The sequence below is a fragment of the Sphingopyxis granuli NBRC 100800 genome, assembly GCF_001591045.1.
GTDB lineage: Bacteria > Pseudomonadota > Alphaproteobacteria > Sphingomonadales > Sphingomonadaceae > Sphingopyxis > Sphingopyxis granuli.
Genome location: NZ_BCUA01000039.1, coordinates 1 through 21,124, shown reverse-complemented (window position 1 = coordinate 21,124; position 21,124 = coordinate 1). Strand labels below are relative to the sequence as shown.

Annotated in this window: 26 protein-coding genes; 16 read left to right on the top strand and 10 right to left on the bottom strand. The window is 67.3% G+C overall.

All coding sequences use genetic code 11. The annotated features are described in order from the left end of the window. The first annotated feature begins 40 nt into the window (after window positions 1-40). The 9 genes from SGR02S_RS10830 to fghA all read left to right on the top strand — a co-directional run bounded on the left by SGR02S_RS10830 (window position 41) and on the right by fghA (window position 6,867). Window positions 41-658, top strand: coding sequence for a superoxide dismutase (locus SGR02S_RS10830; RefSeq protein ID WP_067109216.1), 618 nt, complete (start codon window positions 41-43; stop codon window positions 656-658). Between the two features lie 116 nt (window positions 659-774). Further along, a complete protein-coding gene (locus SGR02S_RS10825; RefSeq protein WP_067109248.1) occupies window positions 775-2,154 on the top strand; it encodes an L-serine ammonia-lyase in 1,380 nt (459 codons plus the stop codon). A gap of 53 nt (window positions 2,155-2,207) precedes the next feature. Then, a complete protein-coding gene (locus tag SGR02S_RS19615) occupies window positions 2,208-2,477 on the top strand; it encodes a hypothetical protein (RefSeq protein ID WP_082797089.1) in 270 nt (89 codons plus the stop codon). Window positions 2,478-2,686: 209 nt separating this feature from the next. After that, entirely contained in the window at window positions 2,687-3,799 is a 1,113-nt protein-coding gene (locus SGR02S_RS10820; protein ID WP_067109213.1) for an S-(hydroxymethyl)glutathione dehydrogenase/class III alcohol dehydrogenase, read from the top strand. Between the two features lie 7 nt (window positions 3,800-3,806). Beyond that, a complete protein-coding gene (locus SGR02S_RS10815) occupies window positions 3,807-4,190 on the top strand; it encodes a VOC family protein (protein WP_067109210.1) in 384 nt (127 codons plus the stop codon). 17 nt (window positions 4,191-4,207) lie between these two features. Next, window positions 4,208-5,083, top strand: coding sequence for a formyltetrahydrofolate deformylase (gene purU, locus SGR02S_RS10810; protein WP_067109207.1), 876 nt, complete (start codon window positions 4,208-4,210; stop codon window positions 5,081-5,083). A gap of 49 nt (window positions 5,084-5,132) precedes the next feature. Next, on the top strand, window positions 5,133-5,510 hold the full coding sequence (locus SGR02S_RS10805) for a VOC family protein (protein WP_067109204.1): 378 nt from the start codon (window positions 5,133-5,135) through the stop codon (window positions 5,508-5,510). Window positions 5,511-5,518: 8 nt separating this feature from the next. Beyond that, on the top strand, window positions 5,519-6,022 hold the full coding sequence (locus tag SGR02S_RS10800) for a prolyl-tRNA synthetase associated domain-containing protein (protein ID WP_067109245.1): 504 nt from the start codon (window positions 5,519-5,521) through the stop codon (window positions 6,020-6,022). Further along, complete coding sequence (fghA, locus tag SGR02S_RS10795) at window positions 6,019-6,867, top strand: S-formylglutathione hydrolase (RefSeq protein WP_067109202.1); 849 nt, start codon at window positions 6,019-6,021, stop codon at window positions 6,865-6,867. The genes SGR02S_RS10800 and fghA overlap by 4 nt, the downstream gene beginning before the upstream one ends. 138 nt (window positions 6,868-7,005) lie before the next feature. On the opposite strand, the gene SGR02S_RS10790 is transcribed toward fghA, so the two are convergent. The 5 genes from SGR02S_RS10790 to SGR02S_RS10770 all read right to left on the bottom strand — a co-directional run bounded on the left by SGR02S_RS10790 (window position 7,006) and on the right by SGR02S_RS10770 (window position 11,823). Then, window positions 7,006-7,983: a quinone oxidoreductase family protein gene (locus SGR02S_RS10790; protein ID WP_067109198.1), complete on the bottom strand. Its 978-nt coding sequence runs from the start codon at window positions 7,981-7,983 to the stop codon at window positions 7,006-7,008. 98 nt (window positions 7,984-8,081) lie between these two features. Beyond that, on the bottom strand, window positions 8,082-9,839 hold the full coding sequence (locus tag SGR02S_RS10785; RefSeq protein ID WP_067109196.1) for a DEAD/DEAH box helicase: 1,758 nt from the start codon (window positions 9,837-9,839) through the stop codon (window positions 8,082-8,084). Window positions 9,840-9,985: 146 nt separating this feature from the next. Beyond that, the gene (locus tag SGR02S_RS10780) at window positions 9,986-11,164 is read right to left on the bottom strand and encodes a BaiN/RdsA family NAD(P)/FAD-dependent oxidoreductase (protein ID WP_067109193.1); all 1,179 of its coding nucleotides are present in this window, start codon (window positions 11,162-11,164) and stop codon (window positions 9,986-9,988) included. Between the two features lie 6 nt (window positions 11,165-11,170). Next, complete coding sequence (locus tag SGR02S_RS10775; protein WP_067109190.1) at window positions 11,171-11,350, bottom strand: hypothetical protein; 180 nt, start codon at window positions 11,348-11,350, stop codon at window positions 11,171-11,173. Then, on the bottom strand, window positions 11,347-11,823 hold the full coding sequence (locus SGR02S_RS10770; RefSeq protein ID WP_067109187.1) for a GreA/GreB family elongation factor: 477 nt from the start codon (window positions 11,821-11,823) through the stop codon (window positions 11,347-11,349). Before SGR02S_RS10770 ends, SGR02S_RS10775 begins: the two co-directional genes overlap by 4 nt. 131 nt (window positions 11,824-11,954) lie before the next feature. Between SGR02S_RS10770 and SGR02S_RS10765 the strand changes: the two genes are divergently transcribed. Next, entirely contained in the window at window positions 11,955-12,719 is a 765-nt protein-coding gene (locus SGR02S_RS10765; protein ID WP_067109184.1) for a head GIN domain-containing protein, read from the top strand. A 44-nt stretch (window positions 12,720-12,763) separates the two neighbouring features. Further along, a complete protein-coding gene (locus SGR02S_RS10760) occupies window positions 12,764-13,474 on the top strand; it encodes a head GIN domain-containing protein (RefSeq protein WP_067109181.1) in 711 nt (236 codons plus the stop codon). A gap of 118 nt (window positions 13,475-13,592) precedes the next feature. Here the strand turns inward: SGR02S_RS10760 and SGR02S_RS10755 are convergent, their stop codons facing one another. Beyond that, a complete protein-coding gene (locus SGR02S_RS10755; RefSeq protein ID WP_067109178.1) occupies window positions 13,593-14,444 on the bottom strand; it encodes a LytR/AlgR family response regulator transcription factor in 852 nt (283 codons plus the stop codon). A gap of 89 nt (window positions 14,445-14,533) precedes the next feature. Between SGR02S_RS10755 and SGR02S_RS10750 the strand changes: the two genes are divergently transcribed. Genes SGR02S_RS10750 through SGR02S_RS10735 form a run of 4 tightly spaced genes read left to right on the top strand, consistent with a single transcriptional unit; the run spans window position 14,534 to window position 17,691 of the window. After that, window positions 14,534-15,667: an acyltransferase family protein gene (locus SGR02S_RS10750; protein WP_337180171.1), complete on the top strand. Its 1,134-nt coding sequence runs from the start codon at window positions 14,534-14,536 to the stop codon at window positions 15,665-15,667. A gap of 58 nt (window positions 15,668-15,725) precedes the next feature. Then, window positions 15,726-16,082 carry a hypothetical protein gene (locus SGR02S_RS10745; RefSeq protein ID WP_067109171.1) on the top strand — a complete coding sequence of 119 codons (357 nt, stop codon included), beginning with the start codon at window positions 15,726-15,728 and terminating at the stop codon, window positions 16,080-16,082. Further along, on the top strand, window positions 16,079-17,164 hold the full coding sequence (locus tag SGR02S_RS10740) for an alpha/beta fold hydrolase (RefSeq protein ID WP_067109168.1): 1,086 nt from the start codon (window positions 16,079-16,081) through the stop codon (window positions 17,162-17,164). The genes SGR02S_RS10745 and SGR02S_RS10740 overlap by 4 nt, the downstream gene beginning before the upstream one ends. After that, window positions 17,161-17,691: a GNAT family N-acetyltransferase gene (locus SGR02S_RS10735; RefSeq protein WP_067109165.1), complete on the top strand. Its 531-nt coding sequence runs from the start codon at window positions 17,161-17,163 to the stop codon at window positions 17,689-17,691. Before SGR02S_RS10740 ends, SGR02S_RS10735 begins: the two co-directional genes overlap by 4 nt. 22 nt (window positions 17,692-17,713) lie before the next feature. Here SGR02S_RS10735 and SGR02S_RS10730 read toward each other — a convergent pair whose 3' ends face one another. From SGR02S_RS10730 to ispG, 4 genes are read right to left on the bottom strand one after another with little or no spacing between them, the layout of a single operon-like run. Beyond that, entirely contained in the window at window positions 17,714-18,193 is a 480-nt protein-coding gene (locus tag SGR02S_RS10730; RefSeq protein WP_067109162.1) for a GNAT family N-acetyltransferase, read from the bottom strand. A gap of 3 nt (window positions 18,194-18,196) precedes the next feature. Further along, a complete protein-coding gene (locus SGR02S_RS10725) occupies window positions 18,197-18,583 on the bottom strand; it encodes a type II toxin-antitoxin system VapC family toxin (protein ID WP_067109159.1) in 387 nt (128 codons plus the stop codon). Then, window positions 18,580-18,840, bottom strand: a complete 261-nt coding sequence (locus SGR02S_RS10720; protein WP_067109155.1) for an AbrB/MazE/SpoVT family DNA-binding domain-containing protein — start codon at window positions 18,838-18,840, stop codon at window positions 18,580-18,582. Before SGR02S_RS10720 ends, SGR02S_RS10725 begins: the two co-directional genes overlap by 4 nt. A gap of 55 nt (window positions 18,841-18,895) precedes the next feature. Further along, on the bottom strand, window positions 18,896-20,047 hold the full coding sequence (gene ispG, locus SGR02S_RS10715; RefSeq protein ID WP_067109151.1) for a flavodoxin-dependent (E)-4-hydroxy-3-methylbut-2-enyl-diphosphate synthase: 1,152 nt from the start codon (window positions 20,045-20,047) through the stop codon (window positions 18,896-18,898). Between the two features lie 218 nt (window positions 20,048-20,265). Here ispG and SGR02S_RS10710 point away from each other — a divergent pair, with 218 nt between their 5' ends. After that, window positions 20,266-21,033, top strand: a complete 768-nt coding sequence (locus tag SGR02S_RS10710) for a TorF family putative porin (RefSeq protein WP_067109147.1) — start codon at window positions 20,266-20,268, stop codon at window positions 21,031-21,033. Window positions 21,034-21,124 lie beyond the last annotated feature (91 nt).

Sequence of the window (21,124 nt, the reverse complement as noted above, 5' to 3'; positions counted from 1 at the left end):
TTAGAAGCCCTATCCGTTCAAGCAAAAAATGGAGACTGCCATGACGATCGCCTTCCCGCCCCTGCCCTATGCGCAGGATGCCCTCGCGCCGCATATCTCGGCCGACACGCTCGCGACGCATCATGGCAAGCATCACAAGGCCTATGTCGACAAGGTCAATGCCGCGATCGAGGGCACCGACCTTGCGGACAAGAGCCTCGAGGACATCGTCCGCCATGCCGAGAGCGCGGGCAACAAGGGGCTGTTCAACAACGCCGCCCAGTCGTGGAACCACGCCTTCTACTGGAACAGCCTGTCGCCGACGAAGGCCGCGCCCCAGGGGGATCTCGCCGCGGCGATCGACCGCGATTTCGGCTCGCTCGACGACCTCAAGAAAAAGCTCAAGGACACCGCGGTCAACCACTTCGCCTCGGGCTGGGCCTGGCTCGTCGCCAAGGACGGCAAGCTGTCGGTCACCGACACGCACGACGCGGGGACCGAGGCAACCGGCGGCGCCAAGCCGCTGCTCGTCATCGACGTGTGGGAGCATGCCTATTACATCGACCGCAAGAACGTCCGCCCCGATTATGTGAACGCGGTGGTCGACGAGCTGCTCAACTGGGATTTCGCGGCCGAGAATCTGGCGCGCGACGGCGCCTGGACCTACCCAGCGGCGTGACGAAGGCCCGTCGTCCGGTAAGCGCCGGATGACGACGGGCGATACGGGGCGCGGACCGGCGGCGACCGGTCCGCGCACCCCTATCGTCCCCGCGGGGCTTGGCCTATAGCGCCGCCATGACGATCAGCCTTTTCGAACTGTTCAAGATCGGTGTCGGTCCGTCGAGCTCGCACACCGTCGGACCGATGGTCGCGGGCCGCCGCTTCGGCGAGTGGCTCGATGCGCATGGCCTGCTGGACCGCGCGGCGCATGTCGAGGCCGATCTCTATGGCTCGCTGGCGCTGACCGGCAAGGGCCACGCCTCCGATACCGCGCTCGTCGCGGGACTGGCGGGGGAGGTGCCCGCGACGACCGACCTTGCCGCGATCCAGGCGCACTGGGCGCGCGCCGAGCGCGAAGGCCGTCTCGATCTGCTCGGGCGGGTTCCGGTGCGCTTCGAACCGAAGCGCGACCTGCATTTCCAGATGCGCCAGCGCCAACCCTTCCACACCAACGCGCTCAGCTTCACCGCGCGCGACGCGGACGGTGAGATACTGGCGAAGCGCATGTATTTCTCGATCGGCGGCGGCTTCGTCGTCGACGAGGAGGAGGCGGGACGCAACAGCCGCGGCGCCGAGGACGAGGTCGAGCTGCCCTTTCCCTTCACCTCGGGCGCCGACCTGATGGCGATGGGCGCGGCGTCGGGAAAGAGCTTCGCCGCGATGATGCTCGACAATGAACTCGTGCACCGCGACGCGGAGCAGGTTGAGGCAGGGCTCGACGCGATCGCGGCGGCGATGGATGCATCGATCGACGCGGGCTGCGCGAGCACCGGCATCCTGCCCGGCGGTCTCAAGGTCCGGCGCCGCGCGCCGCAGATCGCCGCCGACATCCGCGAGCGGCACGAGGCGAACCTGTCCGAACCGCTCGCGATGATGGACTGGATCAACCTGTGGGCGATGGCGGTGAACGAGGAGAATGCCGCCGGCGGCCGCGTCGTCACTGCGCCGACCAACGGCGCCGCGGGGATCATCCCGGCGGTGATCCGCTATTACCGGCGCGGCTGCCGCGGCGATGCGGCGGGGGTGCGGACCTTCCTGCTGACGGCGGGGGCCATCGGCGCGCTCTACAAGCGCAACGCCAGCATCTCGGGCGCGGAGGTCGGCTGCCAGGGAGAGGTCGGCGTCGCCTGCTCGATGGCGGCGGCGGGGCTGACCGCCGCGCTCGGCGGCACCAACGCGCAGATCGAGAACGCCGCCGAGATCGGCATGGAGCACAACCTCGGTCTCACCTGCGATCCGATCGGCGGCCTCGTCCAGATCCCCTGCATCGAGCGCAACGCGATGGGCGCCATCAAGGCCATCGACGCCAGCCGCATCGCGATGATCGGCGACGGCACCCATGTCGTCAGCCTCGACACGGTGATCGCGACGATGCTGCAAACCGGCCGCGACATGCGCGACAAATACAAGGAAACGTCGAAGGGCGGGCTGGCAGTCAGCGTGGTGGAGTGTTGAGCGACCTATAATCACCAATTGCGGAAGTAGATTCGCAGGTTAAGGTGATTATTATGACAATCGAACTCATGCTCGTTTTTGGTATGGTTGCCGGGCTTGCTGTTGGGTTGGCGTTCGCGCGACCAAGAGTTGGCTGTTCGATCTTGTTAATTATCCCTGTCGCGATGTTGTTTTACGTAGCATGGTGGCAAAGCGGGCATCCAGCAGATCTCCGCTCAACAAGCGGGCTGGATTATCTTTTCGGTCCGCTTTGGCCAAGCCTTGGTGCATTGGTTGGATATTATTTCGGTAAGTGGTTGAAGGCACTTACTCAAAAGCTGTAGCTGCTCGTTCTTTAAGCTACGTCAATCCGCTTCGGCCCCGGCAATTCCCCGCGCAGCATGTGCATCTTCGGCTGCAGGTGGCGGCACCGCGGACAGATGACTCTTTCTGCAGGCAGGGTGGGGGCGACTCGAATCGCCTGACGGTCCGCCGGACGCTTGCATTGCGTCGGTGATTGCGTGATGGGGACCTGCGAGAAGGAGACCGCCCCATGAAAACCCGCGCCGCCGTCGCGTTCGAAGCGAAGAAACCGCTCGAGATCGTCGAACTCGACCTCGAAGGCCCGAAGGCGGGCGAGGTGCTGGTGGAGATCATGGCGACGGGCATCTGCCACACCGACGCCTACACCCTCGACGGCTTCGACAGCGAAGGCATCTTTCCGTCGGTGCTCGGCCACGAAGGCGCGGGCATCGTGCGAGAGGTCGGCGCAGGCGTGACGTCGGTGAAGCCCGGCGATCATGTGATCCCGCTCTACACCCCCGAATGCCGCCAGTGCAAAAGCTGCCTGTCGGGCAAGACCAACCTGTGCACCGCGATCCGCGCGACGCAGGGCAAGGGGCTGATGCCCGACGGCACGACGCGCTTCAGCTACAAGGGTCAGCCGATCTTTCACTATATGGGCTGCTCGACCTTCTCCAACTTCACCGTGCTGCCCGAGATCGCGGTCGCGAAGATTCGCGAAGACGCGCCGTTCCAGACGAGCTGCTACATCGGCTGCGGCGTCACCACCGGCGTCGGCGCGGTCGTCAACACCGCGAAGGTGCAGGCGGGCGAGAATGTCGTCGTCTTCGGTCTCGGCGGCATCGGGCTCAACGTGATCCAGGGCGCGAAGCTGGTCGGCGCCGACAAGATCATCGGCATCGACATCAACCCCGATCGCGAGGAATGGGGCCGCAAGTTCGGCATGACGCACTTCATCAACTCGAAGGGCCTGTCGCGCGACGAGACGGTGGCAAAGATCGTCGAGGTCACCGACGGCGGTGCCGACTACAGCTTCGACGCCACCGGCAATACCGAGGTGATGCGCACCGCGCTCGAATGCTGCCACCGCGGCTGGGGCGAGAGCATCGTCATCGGCGTCGCCGAGGCGGGCAAGGAAATCGCGACACGCCCGTTCCAGCTCGTCACCGGCCGCGTGTGGAAGGGCACGGCCTTCGGCGGTGCCAGGGGCCGCACCGACGTGCCGAAGATCGTCGACTGGTACATGAACGGCAAGATCGCGATCGACCCGATGATCACCCACGTCCTGACGCTGGAGGAGATCAACAAGGGTTTCGACCTGATGCACGCGGGCGAAAGCATCCGCAGCGTCGTGGTGTATTGACGCGCCCATGTTCAGCCATGTGATGCTCGGCGCTGACGATATCGAGGCCGCCCGCCGTTTCTACGATGCCATCCTCGGCGCGCTGGGCGCCGCGCCCGGCGTGATCGACGAGCGTGGCCGGCTCGTCTACAGCCATGCGGGGGGGCGCTTCCTGATCAGCGCGCCGATCGATGGCAAGGCCGCGCATGGCGCGAACGGCGGGACGCTGGGTTTTGCCGCGTCTTCGCCCGAGGCGGTCGATGCGTGGCACGCGGCGGGCGTCGCGAACGGCGGGACCGCGATCGAGGACCCGCCGGGGCCGCGCGATGCCACCGAGGGCCGGCGGCTCTATCTCGCCTATCTGCGCGATCCGGCGGGCAACAAGCTCTGCGCGCTTTACCGGATCGTCTGAAGGGTGCCGCACCGCCGATGACCGCCGCGACCGACCATCCGGGCTACGTCCTGACCTTCAGCTGCATCGACGCGGTGGGCATCGTCGCGGCCGTGACGGGGTTGCTCGCCGAAGCCGACGGCTTCATCCTCGACAGCCAGCAATATGCCAATCTCGAATCGGGGCGCTTCTTCATGCGGGTCGCGTTCCGCGCCGCGGGACCCCGCTTTCCCGAAGGGCTCGCCGCGGTGCAGGCGGCGTTCGCGCCGGTCGTCGAACGCTTTGCGATGGATGCGCGCATTCGCGACGCGGCGCAAAAGCCGCGCTTCGTCATCGCCGTATCGCAGGGCAGCCACTGCCTCAACGACCTGCTCCACCGCTGGTCGACGGGGAATCTGGCGATCGACGTCGTCGGGGTCGTGTCGAATCACGAGCATCTGCGGCGGCTTTCCGAATGGCATGGCGTGCCCTTTCATCATCTGCCCGTCAGTGACGCCAACCGCGCCGAACAGGAGGCCGCGATCCTCGACGTCATGGCGCGCGGCAAGGCCGATTATCTGGTGCTCGCGCGCTATATGCAGGTGTTGTCGACCGACCTGTCGGCGCGGCTCATCGGGCGCTGCATCAATATCCACCACAGCTTCCTGCCCGGCTTCAAGGGCGCGCGGCCCTATCACCGTGCGCACGAGCGCGGGGTGAAGCTGATCGGCGCGACCGCGCATTTCGTGACCGGCGACCTCGACGAGGGCCCGATCATCGAACAGGCGGTCGAGCGTGTCGATCATCGCCATTCGGTCGACGACCTGATCCGCACCGGCCGCGATATCGAGGCGCAGGTGCTCGCGCGCGCGGTGCGCTGGGTCGCCGAACAGCGCGTGCTGATCGACGGGTGCAAGACGGTGGTCTTCCGCTAGGCAACGCTATAGGTATCGATTCGCAACCAGAATCAGGAGGAGCGGACACATGTACAGCCACAATATGGTCGGGTCGAACGACCTCGAGGCATCGCGGAAATTCTATGATGCGACCTTCCAGGCGATCGGCGGCAAGCCGGGAATCCAGGACGACAAGGGGCGCCTGATCTATATGCACAACGGCGGTCTGTTCCTGGTGACGGCGCCGATCGACGGGCAGCCGGCGACCGCGGGCAACGGCTGCACCATCGGTATCGCGATGGCCAATCCCGAACAGGCCGACGCGTGGCATCGTGCCGGGGTCGAAGCGGGCGGCACCGCGATCGAAGACCCGCCGGGCGTGCGCGAAGGCAATGGCATGAAGATGTATCTCGCCTATCTGCGCGATCCGTCGGGCAACAAGCTCTGCGCCCTGCACCGGATGTGAGGACGGTCGTGCGCGGCGAAGCGGGACTGCTGGCGGATATCGATGCGCTCGCGATTCCCTTTGCCGCGCACGAACATGTCGCGGTGTTCACCGTCGCCGAAAGCGAGAAGGTCAGCGCTGCGATCCCCGGTGCGCACAGCAAGAACCTGTTCCTCAAGGATGCCGGCGGGGCCTTCTGGCTCGTCACCGTGCTGGCCGCGGCGCGCGTCGACCTGAAGGCGCTGCCCGATGCGATCGGCTGCAAGCGCGTGAGCTTCGGCAAGCCGGAGGATATGGAGCGGCTGCTCGGCATCCAGCCGGGATCGGTGACGCCGCTCGCCGCGATCAACGCGCCGCCGGGCAGCATCGCCGTCGTGCTCGATGCGGGCCTGGCCGCGGCGAGCCGCGTCAACGTCCATCCGCTGCGCAATACTGCGACGCTGGGGCTCGCCGGGGCGGCGATCCTCGACCTTCTGCGCCATTGGGGGCATGATCCGCTGGTGGCGCCCATCCCCGTTCAGGCCATCGCATGACCATCGAAACCCTTTCGACGACCCGCAGCCATGGCGGCACGCAAAGCGTCTGCCGCCATGCGAGCGACACGACCGCGACCGACATGAGCTTCGCGATCTTCGTGCCCGACCATGCGGAAGGCGCGAAACTGCCCGTGCTCTGGTATCTGTCGGGGCTGACCTGCACCCATGCCAATGTGATGGAGAAGGGCGAATATCGCGCCGCCTGCGCGGCGCACGGCATCATCTTCGTCGCGCCCGACACCTCGCCGCGGGGGGAGGGCGTTCCCGGCGACCCCGACGCAGCCTGGGATTTCGGCCTCGGCGCGGGCTTCTATGTCGATGCGACCGTCGAACCATGGGCGAAGAACTACCGGATGCGCTCCTATATCGAGGACGAACTGCCCTCGCTGCTGCTGCGCCATTTCCCGATGGCCGACATGACGCGGCAGGGGATCAGCGGCCATTCGATGGGCGGCCATGGCGCGCTGACCGTGGCGCTGCGCACCCCCGACCGTTTCCGCTCGGTCTCGGCCTTCGCGCCGATCGTCGCGCCGACGCAGTGCCCGTGGGGCGAAAAGGCGCTGGGCGGCTATCTGGGCCCCGACCGCGCGCTATGGACCGCCTATGATGCCTGCGCGCTGATCGACGGCGGCGCCCGGCTGCCCGACCTGCTGGTCGACCAGGGCGATGCGGACACCTTCCTCGCCGATCAGTTGAAGACGCCGCTTCTCGAAGAGGCGTGCCGAAAGGCCGGACAGAAAGCGACGATCCGCATGCAGCCGGGTTACGACCACAGCTATTATTTCATCTCGACCTTCATGGCCGAGCATGTCGCATGGCATGCGGAGCGGTTGAAGGGGTAGGATCTAGGCGTAGGCTTTCCCCCCTCCCGCCTGCGGGAGGGGCAGCGAGGCTTGCGAACTTGTTCGCTAGCCGCAGCGGGGTGGGCTGGTCGCACCGTTGCTGCCCACCCCGACCCCTCCCGCAGGCGGGAGGGGAGACTATGGAATCAGCAAGCTGGACCCGGTCGTCCGTCCCGCCTCCAGATCGGCATGCGCGCGCGCCGCGTCCTGCAACCCATAGCGCTGGCCGACGGTGATCGCCACCGCCCCGCTTTCGATCATCTCGAACACGCGCGCGGCGCCCGCCGCGCGTTCGCCGGGGTCGAGATAATAGTCGAACAGCGTCGGCCGCGTCACGAACTGCGACCCATGCTGCGCCAGGACGCCCAGATTGACCCCGGTCACCGGTCCGCCGGCATTGCCGTAGCTGACGATCAACCCGCGCCGTGCGGTCGCCTTCAGCGACACGGTCCATGTCGCCATGCCGATGCCGTCGAAGGTCACGGGGACGCCCTGGCCGTCGGTGATCTCGCGAACATGCGCGGCGACATCTTCCTGCTTGTAGCGGATGACATGGTCGGCGCCGGCGTCGCGGGCCGTCTGCGCCTTGGCTTCGGTGCTGACGGTGCCGATCACCGTCGCGCCGACCGCCTTCAGCCATTGGACGAGGATCAGCCCGACGCCGCCCGCCGCGGCATGGACCAGCACCGGCCAGCCGGCCTCGACCTTCGCGCAGCGCTCGACCAGCGCCTCGACGGTGCAGGCCTTGAGCAGCGCGGCGGCGGCGGTGTCGTCGTCGATGCCGGCCGGCAGCTTCATCAGCGACGCGGCGGGAAGGATCCGCGCGCTCGCATAGGCGCCCCGCTGCGGGCCGAAGGTCGCGACGCGGTCGCCGGGCTGCAGGTCGTGGACGTCGGGGCCGGTCGCGACCACCTCGCCCGCCGCTTCGACGCCCAGTCCGCCGGGAAGCTCGATCGGATAGGTGCCGTCGCGATGATAGGTGTCGATATAGTTGAGCCCGATGGCGGTCTGGCGCACCAGCACCTGTCCGGCATCGGGCGCGCCGAGCGTCACCTCGCGCCACTGGATAACCTCGGGACCGCCCTGCTCCGCGATGAACGCCTCGATTGCCTGCATGGCTGCTCTCCTGCTGGTCCGCTTCATCTGGAGCGAGCGGACAGCCAGCGCAAGGGTTGATGCGATATAAGCCCCTCATCTTCGGAGGAGGGGGTGAGTCAGCGGGGCGAGCGCGGCTTGCCCTTGCCGAAGGGCTTGGCCTTGAACCCGCCGGGCTTGCCATGGGGCTTGCGCGGCCCGTCCTTGCGCGGACCCGCTTCGCGTCGCGGCGGCCAGGTCGCGCCGCCGGGCGCCGGCGTGATCGCGACGCCATTGTCGTCTTCGCCATCCTTGTTGGCGCTGCGCTCGACTGCCTCGGCGAAGCGGTCGGCGATGGCGAGCGGAATGTTGAACAGCGTTTCGTTCGGGCCGATGCGGATCGCGCCGATTTCGTGCTTGGTGACATGGCCGCGGCGGCAGAGCAGCGGCAATATCCAGCGTGGGTCGGCATTGTGGCGGCGACCGATGTTGAGCCGGAACCAGACGCTGTCGTCGAAACCGTCGCGGTGCCCGCCGCGCTCGCGCGGTTCGCGTTCGGCGCGTTCGCCCCGCTCGCGGCGCGGCGGCGGGCCGTTGTCGATCAGTTCCTCGGGCAGCGGCATGGTGGCGCGGTGCGCGCGGACGAGCGCGGCGGCGATCTCCTCCGGCGCGCTCTCGGCGAGCAGGCGACGGCCGAGCTCGATATCCTCGTCGTCATGCTCGATGGGGGCGAGCAGCGCCTCGATCAGCCGTTCGCGGTCGCGTGCCCGCACGTCGTCGGCGGTCGGGGCGCCGGTCCATTCGGCGTCGATCCGCGCGCCGCGCAGCATGGCGTCGACACGGCGGCGGCGCGGATAGGGGACGATCAGCACCGCGGTCCCCTTCTTCCCCGCGCGCCCGGTGCGACCCGAACGGTGCTGGAGCGTTTCGGCATCGCGCGGGATTTCGACATGGACGACCAGGCTCAGGCTGGGCAGGTCGATACCGCGCGCCGCGACGTCGGTCGCGACGCACACCCGGGCCCGGCGGTCGCGCAGCGCCTGCAGCGCCTGGTTGCGCTCGTTCTGGCTATGCTCGCCCGACAGCGCGACGGCGGCGAAGCCGCGGTTGACCAGCCGCGCGTGCAGGCGGCGGACATTGTCGCGCGTGGCGCAGAACAGCATCGCGGTTTCGGCGTCGTGCAGGCGCAGCAGGTTGATCACCGCGCTTTCGATATCGGCGGGCGCGACGGTCACGACCTGATAGGCGATATCGCCGTGGCCGCGATCCTCGCCGACCGTCGAGATGCGAAGTGCATCGCGCTGATAGCGTTTGGCGAGCTGGGCGATCGGCTTGGGGATCGTCGCCGAGAACAGCAGCGTGCGCCGCGTTTCGGGCGTCGCGTCGAGGATTTCCTCCAGATCCTCGCGAAAGCCCATGTCGAGCATTTCGTCGGCCTCGTCGAGCACCGCGACGCGCAGCGCCGCGAGGTCGAGCGCGCCGCGCTCGAGATGGTCGCGCAATCGGCCGGGCGTTCCGACGACGATGTGCACGCCCTGATTCAGCGCCCGGCGCTCGCGGCTCGCGTCCATCCCCCCGACGCAGGTCGCGATGCGCGCGCCGGTGGCGGCGTAGAGCCATGCCAGTTCGCGGCTGACCTGCAGGGCCAGTTCGCGCGTCGGCGCGACGATCAGCGCAAGCGGCGCCGAGGCGAAGGGAAGGCGGCCGTCCGCCAGCAGTTCGTCGGCCATCGCAAGTCCGAAGGCGACCGTCTTGCCCGAACCCGTCTGCGCCGAAACGAGCAGGTCGCGGCCGTGGGCCCCGGCTTCGATAACCTGCGATTGCACCGGGGTCAGCGTCTGATAATCGCGCGCGCCGAGAGCGTCCGCGAGGGCGGGGGGAAGATGATCGAAGGCCATATTTCTCTTCTTTTCCGTAACGGGCCGCGCCGCCGATTCGTTAATTCGCCATACCGGACCCGATCCGGCATCCATTCGCCCCTTGCCACGAAGCGCTGAATGGACCCCGGATCAAATCCGGGGCGACGAAGGGACGCAAGCTTTTCCTAAAGCGCCTGGCCCGCTGCGTATCCGCTGGCCCACGCCCATTGAAAATTATAGCCGCCCAGCCACCCGGTGACATCCACGGCTTCGCCGACCGCATAGAGCCCCGGAACGCTTTTGGCCATCATTGTTTGCGACGACAGCCCGGCGGTCGCGATGCCGCCCACGGTGACCTCGGCCTTGGCGAAGCCCTCGGTGCCGTTGGGTTGGAAGGCCCAGCGCTTCAGGCGCGTCTCGGCCTCTACGAGCTTGCGGTCGGTCTGCGCTCCCAGTTCGCCGGGTAGCGCAAGACGGTCGGCGAGCGTCTGGGCGAGCCGGGCGGGGAGCAGGGGCGCGAGGGTCGAGGCCAGCGTCGCCCGCGGCCGCGCGCGCTTCGCCTCGACCAGCCAGCCGGGCGCGGCGTCGGGCAGGAAGTCGATCGTCACCGGATCGCCGCGCTGCCAATAGCTGCTGACCTGGAGGATCGCGGGCCCCGACAGGCCGCGATGGGTGAACAGCGCGGCTTCGCGGAAAGCCGCCTTGCCCGCGCGCGCCTCGACCGGGGCCGCGACACCCGACAGCTCGCGGAACAGCAGATCGTCGCCGCCGAGCGTCAGCGGGACGAGCGCGGGACGCGGCTCGACGACCTTCAGGCCGAAGCGCCGCGCGAGGTCGTAGGCGAAGCCTGTCGCGCCCATCTTCGGAATCGACGGACCCCCCGTTGCGACGACCAGCGCCGGGGCGGTGAAGCGCCTTTCGCCGAAGGTCACCCCGAACCCGTCCACGCCGTGCGCGACCTCGCGGACCGGCTGGCCGTGCAATATGGTGACGCCGCCCTTCGCCGCCTCTTCCATCAGCATCGCGACGACCTGCTTCGCCGATCCGTCGCAGAACAGCTGGCCGAGCGTCTTTTCGTGCCATGCGATGCCATGCGCTTCGACCAGCGCCAGGAAATCGGCGGGAGTGTAGCGGGCGAGCGCCGATTTTGCGAAATGGGGATTCGCCGAAATATAGCGGTCGGCGGCCGTGTGAATGTTGGTGAAATTGCAGCGCCCGCCGCCGGAGATCAGGATTTTCTTCCCGATCGCGTCGGCATGATCGAGCAGCAGCACCCGCCGTCCGCGCTGCCCGGCGACCGCGGCACACATCAGCCCGGCTGCGCCGGCGCCCAGCACGATGGCATCATAAGGGGCAGCGGTCATCCGCGGTCAGCGCAGCTTTGCGATCGACAGCCCGTCCTGCTTGGCGCGCGCCTTCACCGACTCCTCGCTGCGCGTCAGCGCCCTGGCGATCGCCTTCAGCGCCATGCCCTTCCTTGCAAGCGTATGCAGCTTGTCGATTTCCGCCGCCGTCCATGGCTGCTTGTGGCGTTCGAACTTGTCCTTCATGCCTGCGCCTCGGGGTTGGGAGCGGCGGCCAGGACCGTGATCGCGTCTTCGCGTCCCTGGAATTCGACCATATCCTCGACCTCGGCGCCGAGCAGCGCGCGGCCGAGCGGGGCGGTGAAGGCGATGCGCCCGACGGTCGGGTCCGCCTCGTCATGGCCGACGATCGTCACTTCGCGGTCGGCGCCGTTCAGCCGGTAGCGCACCCGGCTGCCGATACCGACCGACCCTTCCGCGGGCGGTTCCTGCACCTCGGCGGTCGCCTTGCGCGTGCCGAGATAGCGGAGCTGGCGTTGCAGCTTTGCCTTCGCTTCGGCATCCGTTTCCGCCTCGATCGCCGCGTCGAGCGCCGCCACGCCTTCGCCGAGCAGGCGCAACCCGCGCGGCGTCACCAGATTCGGTCCCGGCGGAATCGGCCATTCGAAGGTCGGTTCCTTATGTTCGTCGTCGCTCTCGCGCCGAAAGGCTACGCTCATCGTCCATACTCTCGGGGAAGGGAAGCCATCCCTTTGCACCGCGAAGGTGGCGACAAGATGGCGCGGCGCCGGTCGCGCTGGACAGTCCCTCCTTCGTGTATTATAACCATAACACACGAAGGAGATATGCGATGCGCAACTGGACGATGGCCTTCCTCCCGCTGGCGCTGGCGATGACCGCGACGGGCTGCAGCGGCGCCGATCGCGGCGACCGCAGCGAGACGCGCGGCGATGCCGACCGCGCCGCCGATGCGGGACCGAAAACGACGCAGAATTTCACCCTTACCGGATTCACCGGCGTCAAGGTCGCAGGCCCTGACGACGTCACGATCCGTCAGGGCGACAATTTTTCGATCGCAGCCAGGGGACCGCAGGCGGAGATCGACGAACTCGATATCACGCTCGACGGAGCGCTGCTGTCGATCGGCCGCAAGCGCGAGGGCTTCAGTCTCGGCGGCGGCCGCCATCGCGGTGTCGAGATCGCGATCACCATGCCGAAACTCGACACCGTGCGGCTGACCGGGTCGGGTTCGATCGACGCCGACGCGGTCGCGGGCGACAAGGTCGAGGCGGTGCTGACCGGGTCGGGCGACCTCAAGATCGCGAAGCTTACCGGCAAGCGCGCCGACATCACCTTGTCGGGGTCGGGCGATATCGATATCGACAATGGCACGATCGACGCGGGCGACATCAGCGTGACCGGATCGGGCGACGTCGATGCCGACGGGCTGGTCGCGACGACGCTGGCCGTCTCGGTCACGGGGTCGGGCAATGTCGAGACGCAGGCGACCGGCAAGGCCGACGTCCGCGTCCTCGGTTCGGGCGACGTGACGCTGACCGGCGGCGCGACCTGTTCGACGCGCAAGATGGGATCGGGCACCGTCACCTGCAGGTGACGCGCCCGCTGGCGCGGCCCGCGCGGAACGGTTAAGGCGGCGGTATGACCAGCGCCTCGCGATGGGCCGCGTTTGCGGCTGCCGCCATCCTCTTCGCCGGACCCGCGGCAAGCGCGGAGAAGCGCTTCGGCCTCACCAGTTTCGAGGCGATAGAGGTCGATGCCGATTTCATCGTCGAGGTGACGACGCGGGCGCCGGTCGGCGCGGTCGCGATCGGGACGCCCGAAGCGCTCGATCGCGTCAGCCTCGAAACGCGTGACGGGCGCCTGGTGATCGGCGAGCGCCGGTTCGCGGGCGACGTTCGCCGGTCGAAACCGCAGGCGCCGGTGACAGTCCGCGTCAATGCCGTCAATTTGCGGTCGGCCATGCTGGGCGGCGCGGGCGCGCTGCACATCGACCGGCTGAAGGGAACGCGCGTGAGCATCGGTCTGCGCGGCCCCGGCGAGATCCGGGTGGGCGAGGTGGTCGGCGACCGGCTGTCGGTTGCGATGATCGGCAACGGCGCGATGACGCTCGCGGGTTCTGTCAAACAGGCGCAGGCGACGCTGTCGGGGGCCGGCAGCCTCGACGCCGGGGCGCTGGTGGCGGGCGAATGGACCAGCGACAGCGAAGGGGCGGGGGACCATGTCCTGCGGGCCGAAAAATCCGCGACGATCACGGCACGCGGGATCGGGCGGACCGTCGTGCTTGGCCGACCGACCTGCACGGTGCGCAATATCGGCAGCGGTTCCGTCACCTGCGGGCAGGCGCGATAGAGTGTTTTCAAATCAGGTGGAATCACCTGACGACTCGGAAAACACGGCAAAACAAGAATCGAGAGTGCCGGTTTTGATTCCATCAAAACCGAACCCACTCTAGGCGCAGCGACCGCGTTCAGCCTTCGATGCGGGGGCGGTATCGGCGGCTGCCGCGCAGCACCTCGCCGTTCGCCAGTTCGACGTCGAAATCGCCGCTCCTGTGCGTGACGACGCGGCGCACCGCGTCCTTGCGGACGAGGCGGCTCCGGTGGATGCGCACGAAGCCGGCGCCGGCCAATTCGGTCTCGACCGCACTCAGCGTCGCGCGATGGAGCAGGCGGCGCCCGCGCCATGCGATCTCGACATAATTGCCTGCGGCGGCGACATGATCGATCTCGGCGACCGGCAGGTGGTGCGCGACCGATCCATCGCTCACGGTCAGCGTCCGCGATGCTTCGGTCGGCGTGGAGGGCGCGGCGTGGCGCGCGATCAGCCACTGCATCAGAAAGATGAGCAGGATCAGTTCGGCATAGGTCGCCGCGTCCTTGCGCAGTTCATAGAGGATCGGCGATCCGTCGGGCGATTCGAACGAATAGCTGCTACCGGCAAGCCACCAGACGACCATGCGCAGCCCCACCATCAGCGCGATATGCGCGAGCGAAACGGGCAGGGCGAGCGCGGCATGGATCGCGATCGTCGCGATCCAGCCGAAGCGCGGCGGACGGATGAAGCGGACACCGAACCAGCAGAGCAGGATCATCATCGTCCAGGCGACGAGGCTGGTGCCCTCATAGGCCCAGGCCGTCGACGCCGGCACGTCGCGGCCGAAGGCATGGCGCTCGGCGAGATAGGAATAGACGTTCGAGGTGATGCGGATGAGGCCGTAAGCGAAAAGCGCGCCGACGAGCAGGATCGTCAGCCGGCGCGGGCTGATGCGATTCGTCCCGGCTCCGCCGCCGTTGGTCCCAGGCGCTGTTCCTTCGGTCACGCTCCCTCCGCCGCTGGTCCCGCTCCGGTCGCGGCTCCGCCCGGTCCTGACGTAGCCGTCCTCGCGAAACCGGGCAAAGGAGATTCGGCGTGGCCGGAGCGACACGGCATCTTGGCATGGACTGGCTGCGGATCGGGGCGTTCGCGCTGCTGATCCTCTATCATATCGGCATGGTCTTCGTGCCATGGGGTTGGCACGTCAAGAGCGAGCCGACGATCGATTGGGCCACGATTCCCATGCTTGCCACCAACGGCTGGCGGCTGCCGCTGCTGTTCCTCGTTTCGGGATATGCCAGCGCGGCGCTGCTGGTGAAGCTTGGCGGGGCAGGGAGCTTTGCACGGGCAAGAAGCGCGCGGCTGTTGATCCCACTCGCGTTCGGCATCCTCGTCGTCATACCGCCACAGCCGTGGATCGAACTGATCGGGCAGCATGGCTATGCCCGCGGCCTGCTTCATTTCTGGCTGCACGATTATTTTCGCTTCGGAACGCTGGACGGCATCGTCCTGCCGACGTGGCAGCATCTTTGGTTCGTCGTCTATCTGTGCGTCTATACGATGCTCGCCGCCCTGTTGTTTGCCATCGTGCCGTCCCGGCTATGGGTGCGGGTCGCCGATGGCGCGGCTCGGCGGCTCGGCGGCTGGAATATCCTGCTGCTGCCGATGGCCGGCTGGCTCCTTGTCTACGCCGCCTTTCCGGGCCATCGCGAAACCCACGCGCTCGTCGATGACGGGCCGGTGCATCTCCATTACCTGATCGCGTTCGCGGTCGGGTGGCTGCTTCGCGCGCGTCCGGTCCTGTTCGACGCGGTCGCCTGTTGTCGGACCGGAGCGGCGATACTGGCCGTCCTCGCCTTCGTACCGATCGTCTGGATCGCATGCGCGTGGCCGGAGGGCGGGCCCGCATGGGCGGACATGGTGTTCCATGGCGCGCGGCAGGTGCAGGGTTGGGCCGCGATCGTCGCGCTGGTCGGCATCGCGGACCGCTGGTGGAACCGCGACCATCGCTGGCGCGCGCCGCTCGCCGAGGCGGTCTTTCCCTTCTACATCATCCATCAGACGATCATCGTCGTCGCGGGCTGGTATCTGATCCGGGCCGGTGTCGCGGCGCTCCCGCTCTTCATGCTGCTGGTCGCGGCGACCGTCGCCGGCTGCTGGGCCTTCTATCTCGGCGGGCGGCGCGTCGGCTGGCTGCGGCCGCTGATCGGACTGCAGCGCGGCGCGTGACAGCGGCGCGATCTTGTGCAACCTTCTTCTCCGAAACATGACGGGAAGAAGGTGAAGCATGGCGACCAAGGGACCGCAGGACTTCATGGATGCCTATCGCGACATGCTGGGCAATTGGGAAAAGATGGCGAACGAGTTCGGCGCCAAGTTCCTCCAGCAGAAAGAGGCGGCGCAGGCGATGAACGGCCTGAACAACGCCAAGGTCGCGATGCAGGCGCAGATGAAGGACGGCATGCTGAAGGCGCTCGACGCGATCCAGATGCCGAGCAAGGCCGATATCGAGGATCTGGGCGCGCGGATCGGCGCGATCGAGGCGGCGGTGGCGCGCATCGAGACGCTGCTCGCAAGCGGCGGCCAGCCCGCCGACGGGACGCCGAAGCCCGCCCGGACGCGCAAGCCCGGTAAGACGAAATGACCGGCGGGGCCGCGGCGCAGGCCGACGCGGACCCCTTTGCCGCCGCGCGGCGCGAGTTCGAGCGCGCGATGCTGCGCAATATCAAGGGAGTCGAATATCTTGGCTCCCCCGCGCCGGTCGTGGGGAGCAGCGGCAAGGACGTGCTGATTTCGCGCGGCACCTTTCGTCTCTATCACTACCGCCCATTGGTCGACGAGATCTACCGCATGCCGCTGATGCTGGTGATGGCGCCGACCAACCGCGGCTATATCTTCGACATGGCGCCGGGGCAGAGCTTCGTCGAGTTCCTGCTGAAGGCGGGTTACGACGTCTTCATGGTCGACTGGGACGCCCCGCGCCCCGAGGAGAAAACGGTCGGGATCGCCGACTATGTGCTCGATTTCCTGCCGAGTGCGGTGCAGCGCGTCCGCGCGGTGACAGGCGAATCGGACGTCAGCGTTGTCGGCTATTGCGCCGGCGGGCTGTTGTCGCTGCTGTGGGCGGCAACCGCCGGGGCGGCGGGTCCGGCGAACCTCGTCACCTTCACGACGCCGGTCGACTTCCGCCACATGCCGCAGTTCCAGGCGTGGTCCGACAAGAGTTTCTTCGACGTCGACCGGCTGGTCGATACGGTCGGCAACGTGCCGAGCGACCTGATCATGACCAGTTTCGAAATGCTGCGCCCGGCGCAGCGGGTCGCGGGCAATATCCGGCTCTACGATAATCTGTGGGACGATGAATTCGTCAAGGCGCACCGGATGTTCGACCGCTGGGGCATGGATGCGCTGCCGCTTCCCGGCGAATATTTCCGCGACATGACCAAGACGCTGATGTGGGACAATGCGCTGATAGCGGGGACGATGACGGTCGCGGGGCGGCCGGTCGACCTCGGCGCGATCGCCGCGCCCTATCTGCACATCACCGCGCAGCACGATCATATCGTGCCGCCACCGGCATCGGCGCCGCTGATCGAGATGGTAGGGTCGCAGGAGAAGAACCAGGTGGAATTGAAGGGCGGGCATGTCAGCCTGATCGCCGGCGCCAATGCGGTGCGCCGCATGTGGCCGATGGTCGACGAATGGCTGGGCGAGAAAAGCGTATGAGCGAAGCGACGATCCGCGAACTGGAGCCCGGCGACGGCCCGGCCATCCTGCGCTTCGCCGCGGCGGTGCCCGCGCACGACCTGCTGTTCCTGGCACGCGACATCCGCAACGAGCGGGTCGTGTCGGCGTGGCTGGCGGCGGCGGCGGGCGACACGATGCCAAGCCTCGTCGCGACCGACGGGGAACAGGTGGTCGCGACGGCGGCGCTGCTCGCCGATCCGCTCGGCTGGTCGCCGCACGTCGCCGAGGTGCGGCTGCTCGTCGCGCCCGAATGGCGCGGACGCGGGTTGGGGCGGCAGCTTCTCGACCGCTGCATCGTGCTGGCCGGCGAGCGCGGCGCGGCCAAGCTGGTCGCCTACATGACCCCCGATCAGCGCGGTGCGATCACCCTGTTCGAGGAAGCGGGCTTTCGCGCCGAGGCGTTGCTGCGCGATCATGTCCGCGACGCCGACGGCGCGCTGCACGACCTGGTGCTGCTGTCGCTCGACCGCGGCCGCGCCGAGCGGATGGCCGAGGCCTATCGGTAGGGCGCCCGCGCCGACTCCGGCCTCACGCCGCCGCGAGTGCCGGGAGCGCGGCGCCGTCGACGCGCATCACCGTCCATTCGTCCATCATCCGCGCGCCGAGGCTTTCGTAAAAGCCGATGGCCGGTGCGTTCCAGTCGAGCACCGACCATTCGAGCCGTGCGCAGCCGCGCGCGACGCAAAGCTTTGCCAGATGCGCGAGCAGCGCCTTGCCGAGCCCCGCTCCGCGCGCCTCCGGGCGGACGAACAGGTCTTCGAGATAAAGGCCGGGCTTTCCTTCGAAAGTCGAGAAATTGTGGAAGAAAAGCGCAAAACCCTGCGGCTGTCCGTCGACTTCGCCGATCACCACCTCGGCATGCGGATGCGGGCCGAAGAGATGCTCGCCGAGCGTCGCTTCGTCGAAGCGCACTTCGTCGGCGAGCTTTTCATAATCGGCGAGCGCGCGGATGAGCGCGGCGATCAGCGGCAGGTCCGCGGGTTTTGCGGGACGGATCGAAAGGGTCATAGGTTACCGGATCGTGTCGATTTGAAGATCGGCGGCCGGGGCCGCGTCTGCCATGCGGCGGTCCGAGGTCAGAACCGGAACCCCGAGGCGCTGAGCCAATGCAAGGCAGGCGCGGTCGCCGAGCGACAGGCCGAACGGCTTCGTGAGCGGCCGCAGTGCGGCTGCACGTTCGGCCTGATCGGCGTCGAAATCATGGATATGAAGCTCCAGCCGTTCGATTTGCCGGCGCACTTGCCCGGTCCCGATTCCGCGTTCGGCCAGTTTGGCGATCGCTTCGCTCATGTTGACGGTCGACAGGTGGGCATCGGCGAGTTGATCCAGCACGATATTGCTGCCCGTCTCGTCCAGAAGAAGCGCGAGGATGGCCGATGCATCGAGGACGGTGGTCATGGCCGGCGATCTTCGGCCGCCGCCTCCGCTCGCCGATCGGCGATCAATTCGTCGACCAGCGATCCCTCATAGGGGCCGACCAGCCGCTTGATCTCCGCCTGCACCTCGCGCACCATCTGTGCATAGGTCTTGATCGTCAGGCTGCCGCCCATCCGCTCGATGACCAGTTGATCGCCGTCCTTCAATCCCAGTTCGCGGCGCAGTTCCGCGGGAATGACGATCTTGCCGCCCTTGATCAGCTTGGCATGATAGGACATGATGTGCTCCTTGGGTATATCAAGGTATCACGGGACCCAAATAGCAACAAGAGACCTACGCCGCCTTGCCGTGCAGCTTGTCCATGCTCACCGAGCTGCCCGCCTCGATCTCCGCCGCCTTCGCTTCGACGAGCTGGACGATGTGCGCGATCATGTCGGCGTCTTCGACATGGTGGTCGGTGACGCCCGACAGGTAGACCATATGTTTGCCGTGGCCGCCGCCGGTGATGCCGATGTCGGTCTCGCGCGCCTCTCCCGGCCCGTTGACGACGCAGCCGAGGACCGACAGCGACATCGGGGTCTTGATGTGCTGGAGCGCCTCTTCGAGCTTCTGCACGGTGCGGATGACGTCGAAGCCCTGCCGCGCGCAGCTGGGACAGGACACGACGCGCACGCCGCGGGTGCGCAGGCCCAGCGATTTCAGGATTTCATAGCCGACGCGCACCTCTTCCTCGGGTTCGGCCGACAGGCTGACGCGGATCGTGTCGCCGATGCCCGCCCACAGCAGGTTGCCGATCCCGAGCGCGCTTTTCACCGTGCCACCGATCAGCCCGCCCGCCTCGGTGATGCCGAGGTGCAGCGGACAGTCGACCGCTTCGGCAAGCTGCATATAGGATGCGACGGCAAGGAAGACGTCGCTTGCCTTCACCGCGACCTTATATTCGTGGAAATCATGGTCCTGGAGCAGCTTGATATGGTCGAGCGCGCTTTCGACGAGCGCCTCGGGGCAGGGCTCGCCATATTTTTCGAGCAGGTCCTTTTCCAGGCTGCCGGCGTTGACGCCGATGCGGATCGCGCAGCCGTTCGCCTTGGCGGCGCGCACGACCTCGCCGACGCGTTCCGACGATCCGATGTTGCCGGGGTTGATGCGCAGACACGCCGCGCCCGCGTCGGCGGCCTCGAGCGCGCGCTTGTAGTGGAAATGGATGTCGGCGACGATCGGGATGCGCGAGGCGCGGACGATCTGGCCCAGCGCCGCGGTCGAGTCGGTGTCGGGGCAGGACACGCGGATCAGGTCGGCGCCCGCCTCTTCGCAGCGGCGGATCTGGTCGATCGTCGCCACCGCGTCGCTGGTCAGCGTGTTGGTCATCGTCTGCACGGTGATCGGCGCGTCGCCCCCGACGGGGACGGTGCCGACCATGATCTGCCGACACGCGCGCCGCGCGATGTCGCGCCAGGGACGCAGGCCGGGATTATGATCGCTCATGGCTGTTGCTCGATAGTGGAGGGGCTGCCGCTCCTTAGCCCTCCGGCGCCCGCTTGGCAAAGGCTCGTGGAAGAGGACGGCGCTGTGACGCGAAAGACACAGCCGGGCGCGATCCGCGACCGGCGCGGCCGGTTGCACCTTGTGCCGCGCCGGAAAAGCGGCTCTTTCGGCGCCGCCGAAGGGACGGAACAGGCGATAATCGAAAAAAAGGGACATCCATGACACGACACCGCACAGCAGGCCTGGCCGCGTTCGGCGCTACTGCGTTCATCGCTCTGGCCGCCTTCGCGACGCCGGCTCTCGCGCAGGACCGCGGTATCGGTGTCGGCCCGATCGCCGTTTCGGGCAGCGTCGATCTCGTCTCCGATTATCGGTTTCGCGGCCTGTCGGAATCGGGCGGCGACGTCGCGATCCAGCCGAGCGTCACGATCAGCCACGACAGCGGCCTCTATATCGGCGCCTGGGGATCGAATATCGAGGACACGCCGACCTATGGCGAGATCGAGGCCAATATCTACGGCGGCTATGCGACCGAGATCGCGTCGGGGACCGAAGTCGACGTCGGGCTGACCTATTACTGGTATCCCGACGGACGCAAGGCGGCGGGGCCGTCGGACTATGTGGAGGCGATCGGCCGGTTGTCGCACACGCTGGGGCCGGTCGAGGCGACGGGCACGCTCGGCTATGCGTGGAGCCAGGCCGCGCTCGGCAACGACGACAATCTCTATCTGCGGTTCGACCTCGCGGCGGGCATCCCGACGACGCCGGTCACGCTGTCGGGATCGGTCGGCTATACCGACGGCGCGCTCGGGGCATTCGCGCCGGGGGGGCATTATTGGGACTGGTCGATCGGTGCATCGGCGAGCTTCGGCCCGATCACCGCGGGGATCAAATATGTCGATACCGACATTCCCAAGACCGGGGTGAAGGCGATCGACAAATATTATGACGCGGGCGTGGTGCTGTCGCTGGGGGTGTCCTTTTAGCGATGGCATGATTCGGAACCGCCGCTCATGGGCTGGCGGCGTCGCATCTGCCCGCCTGCTGCGGCTAGACCGTGATGACATCGAATGGAAT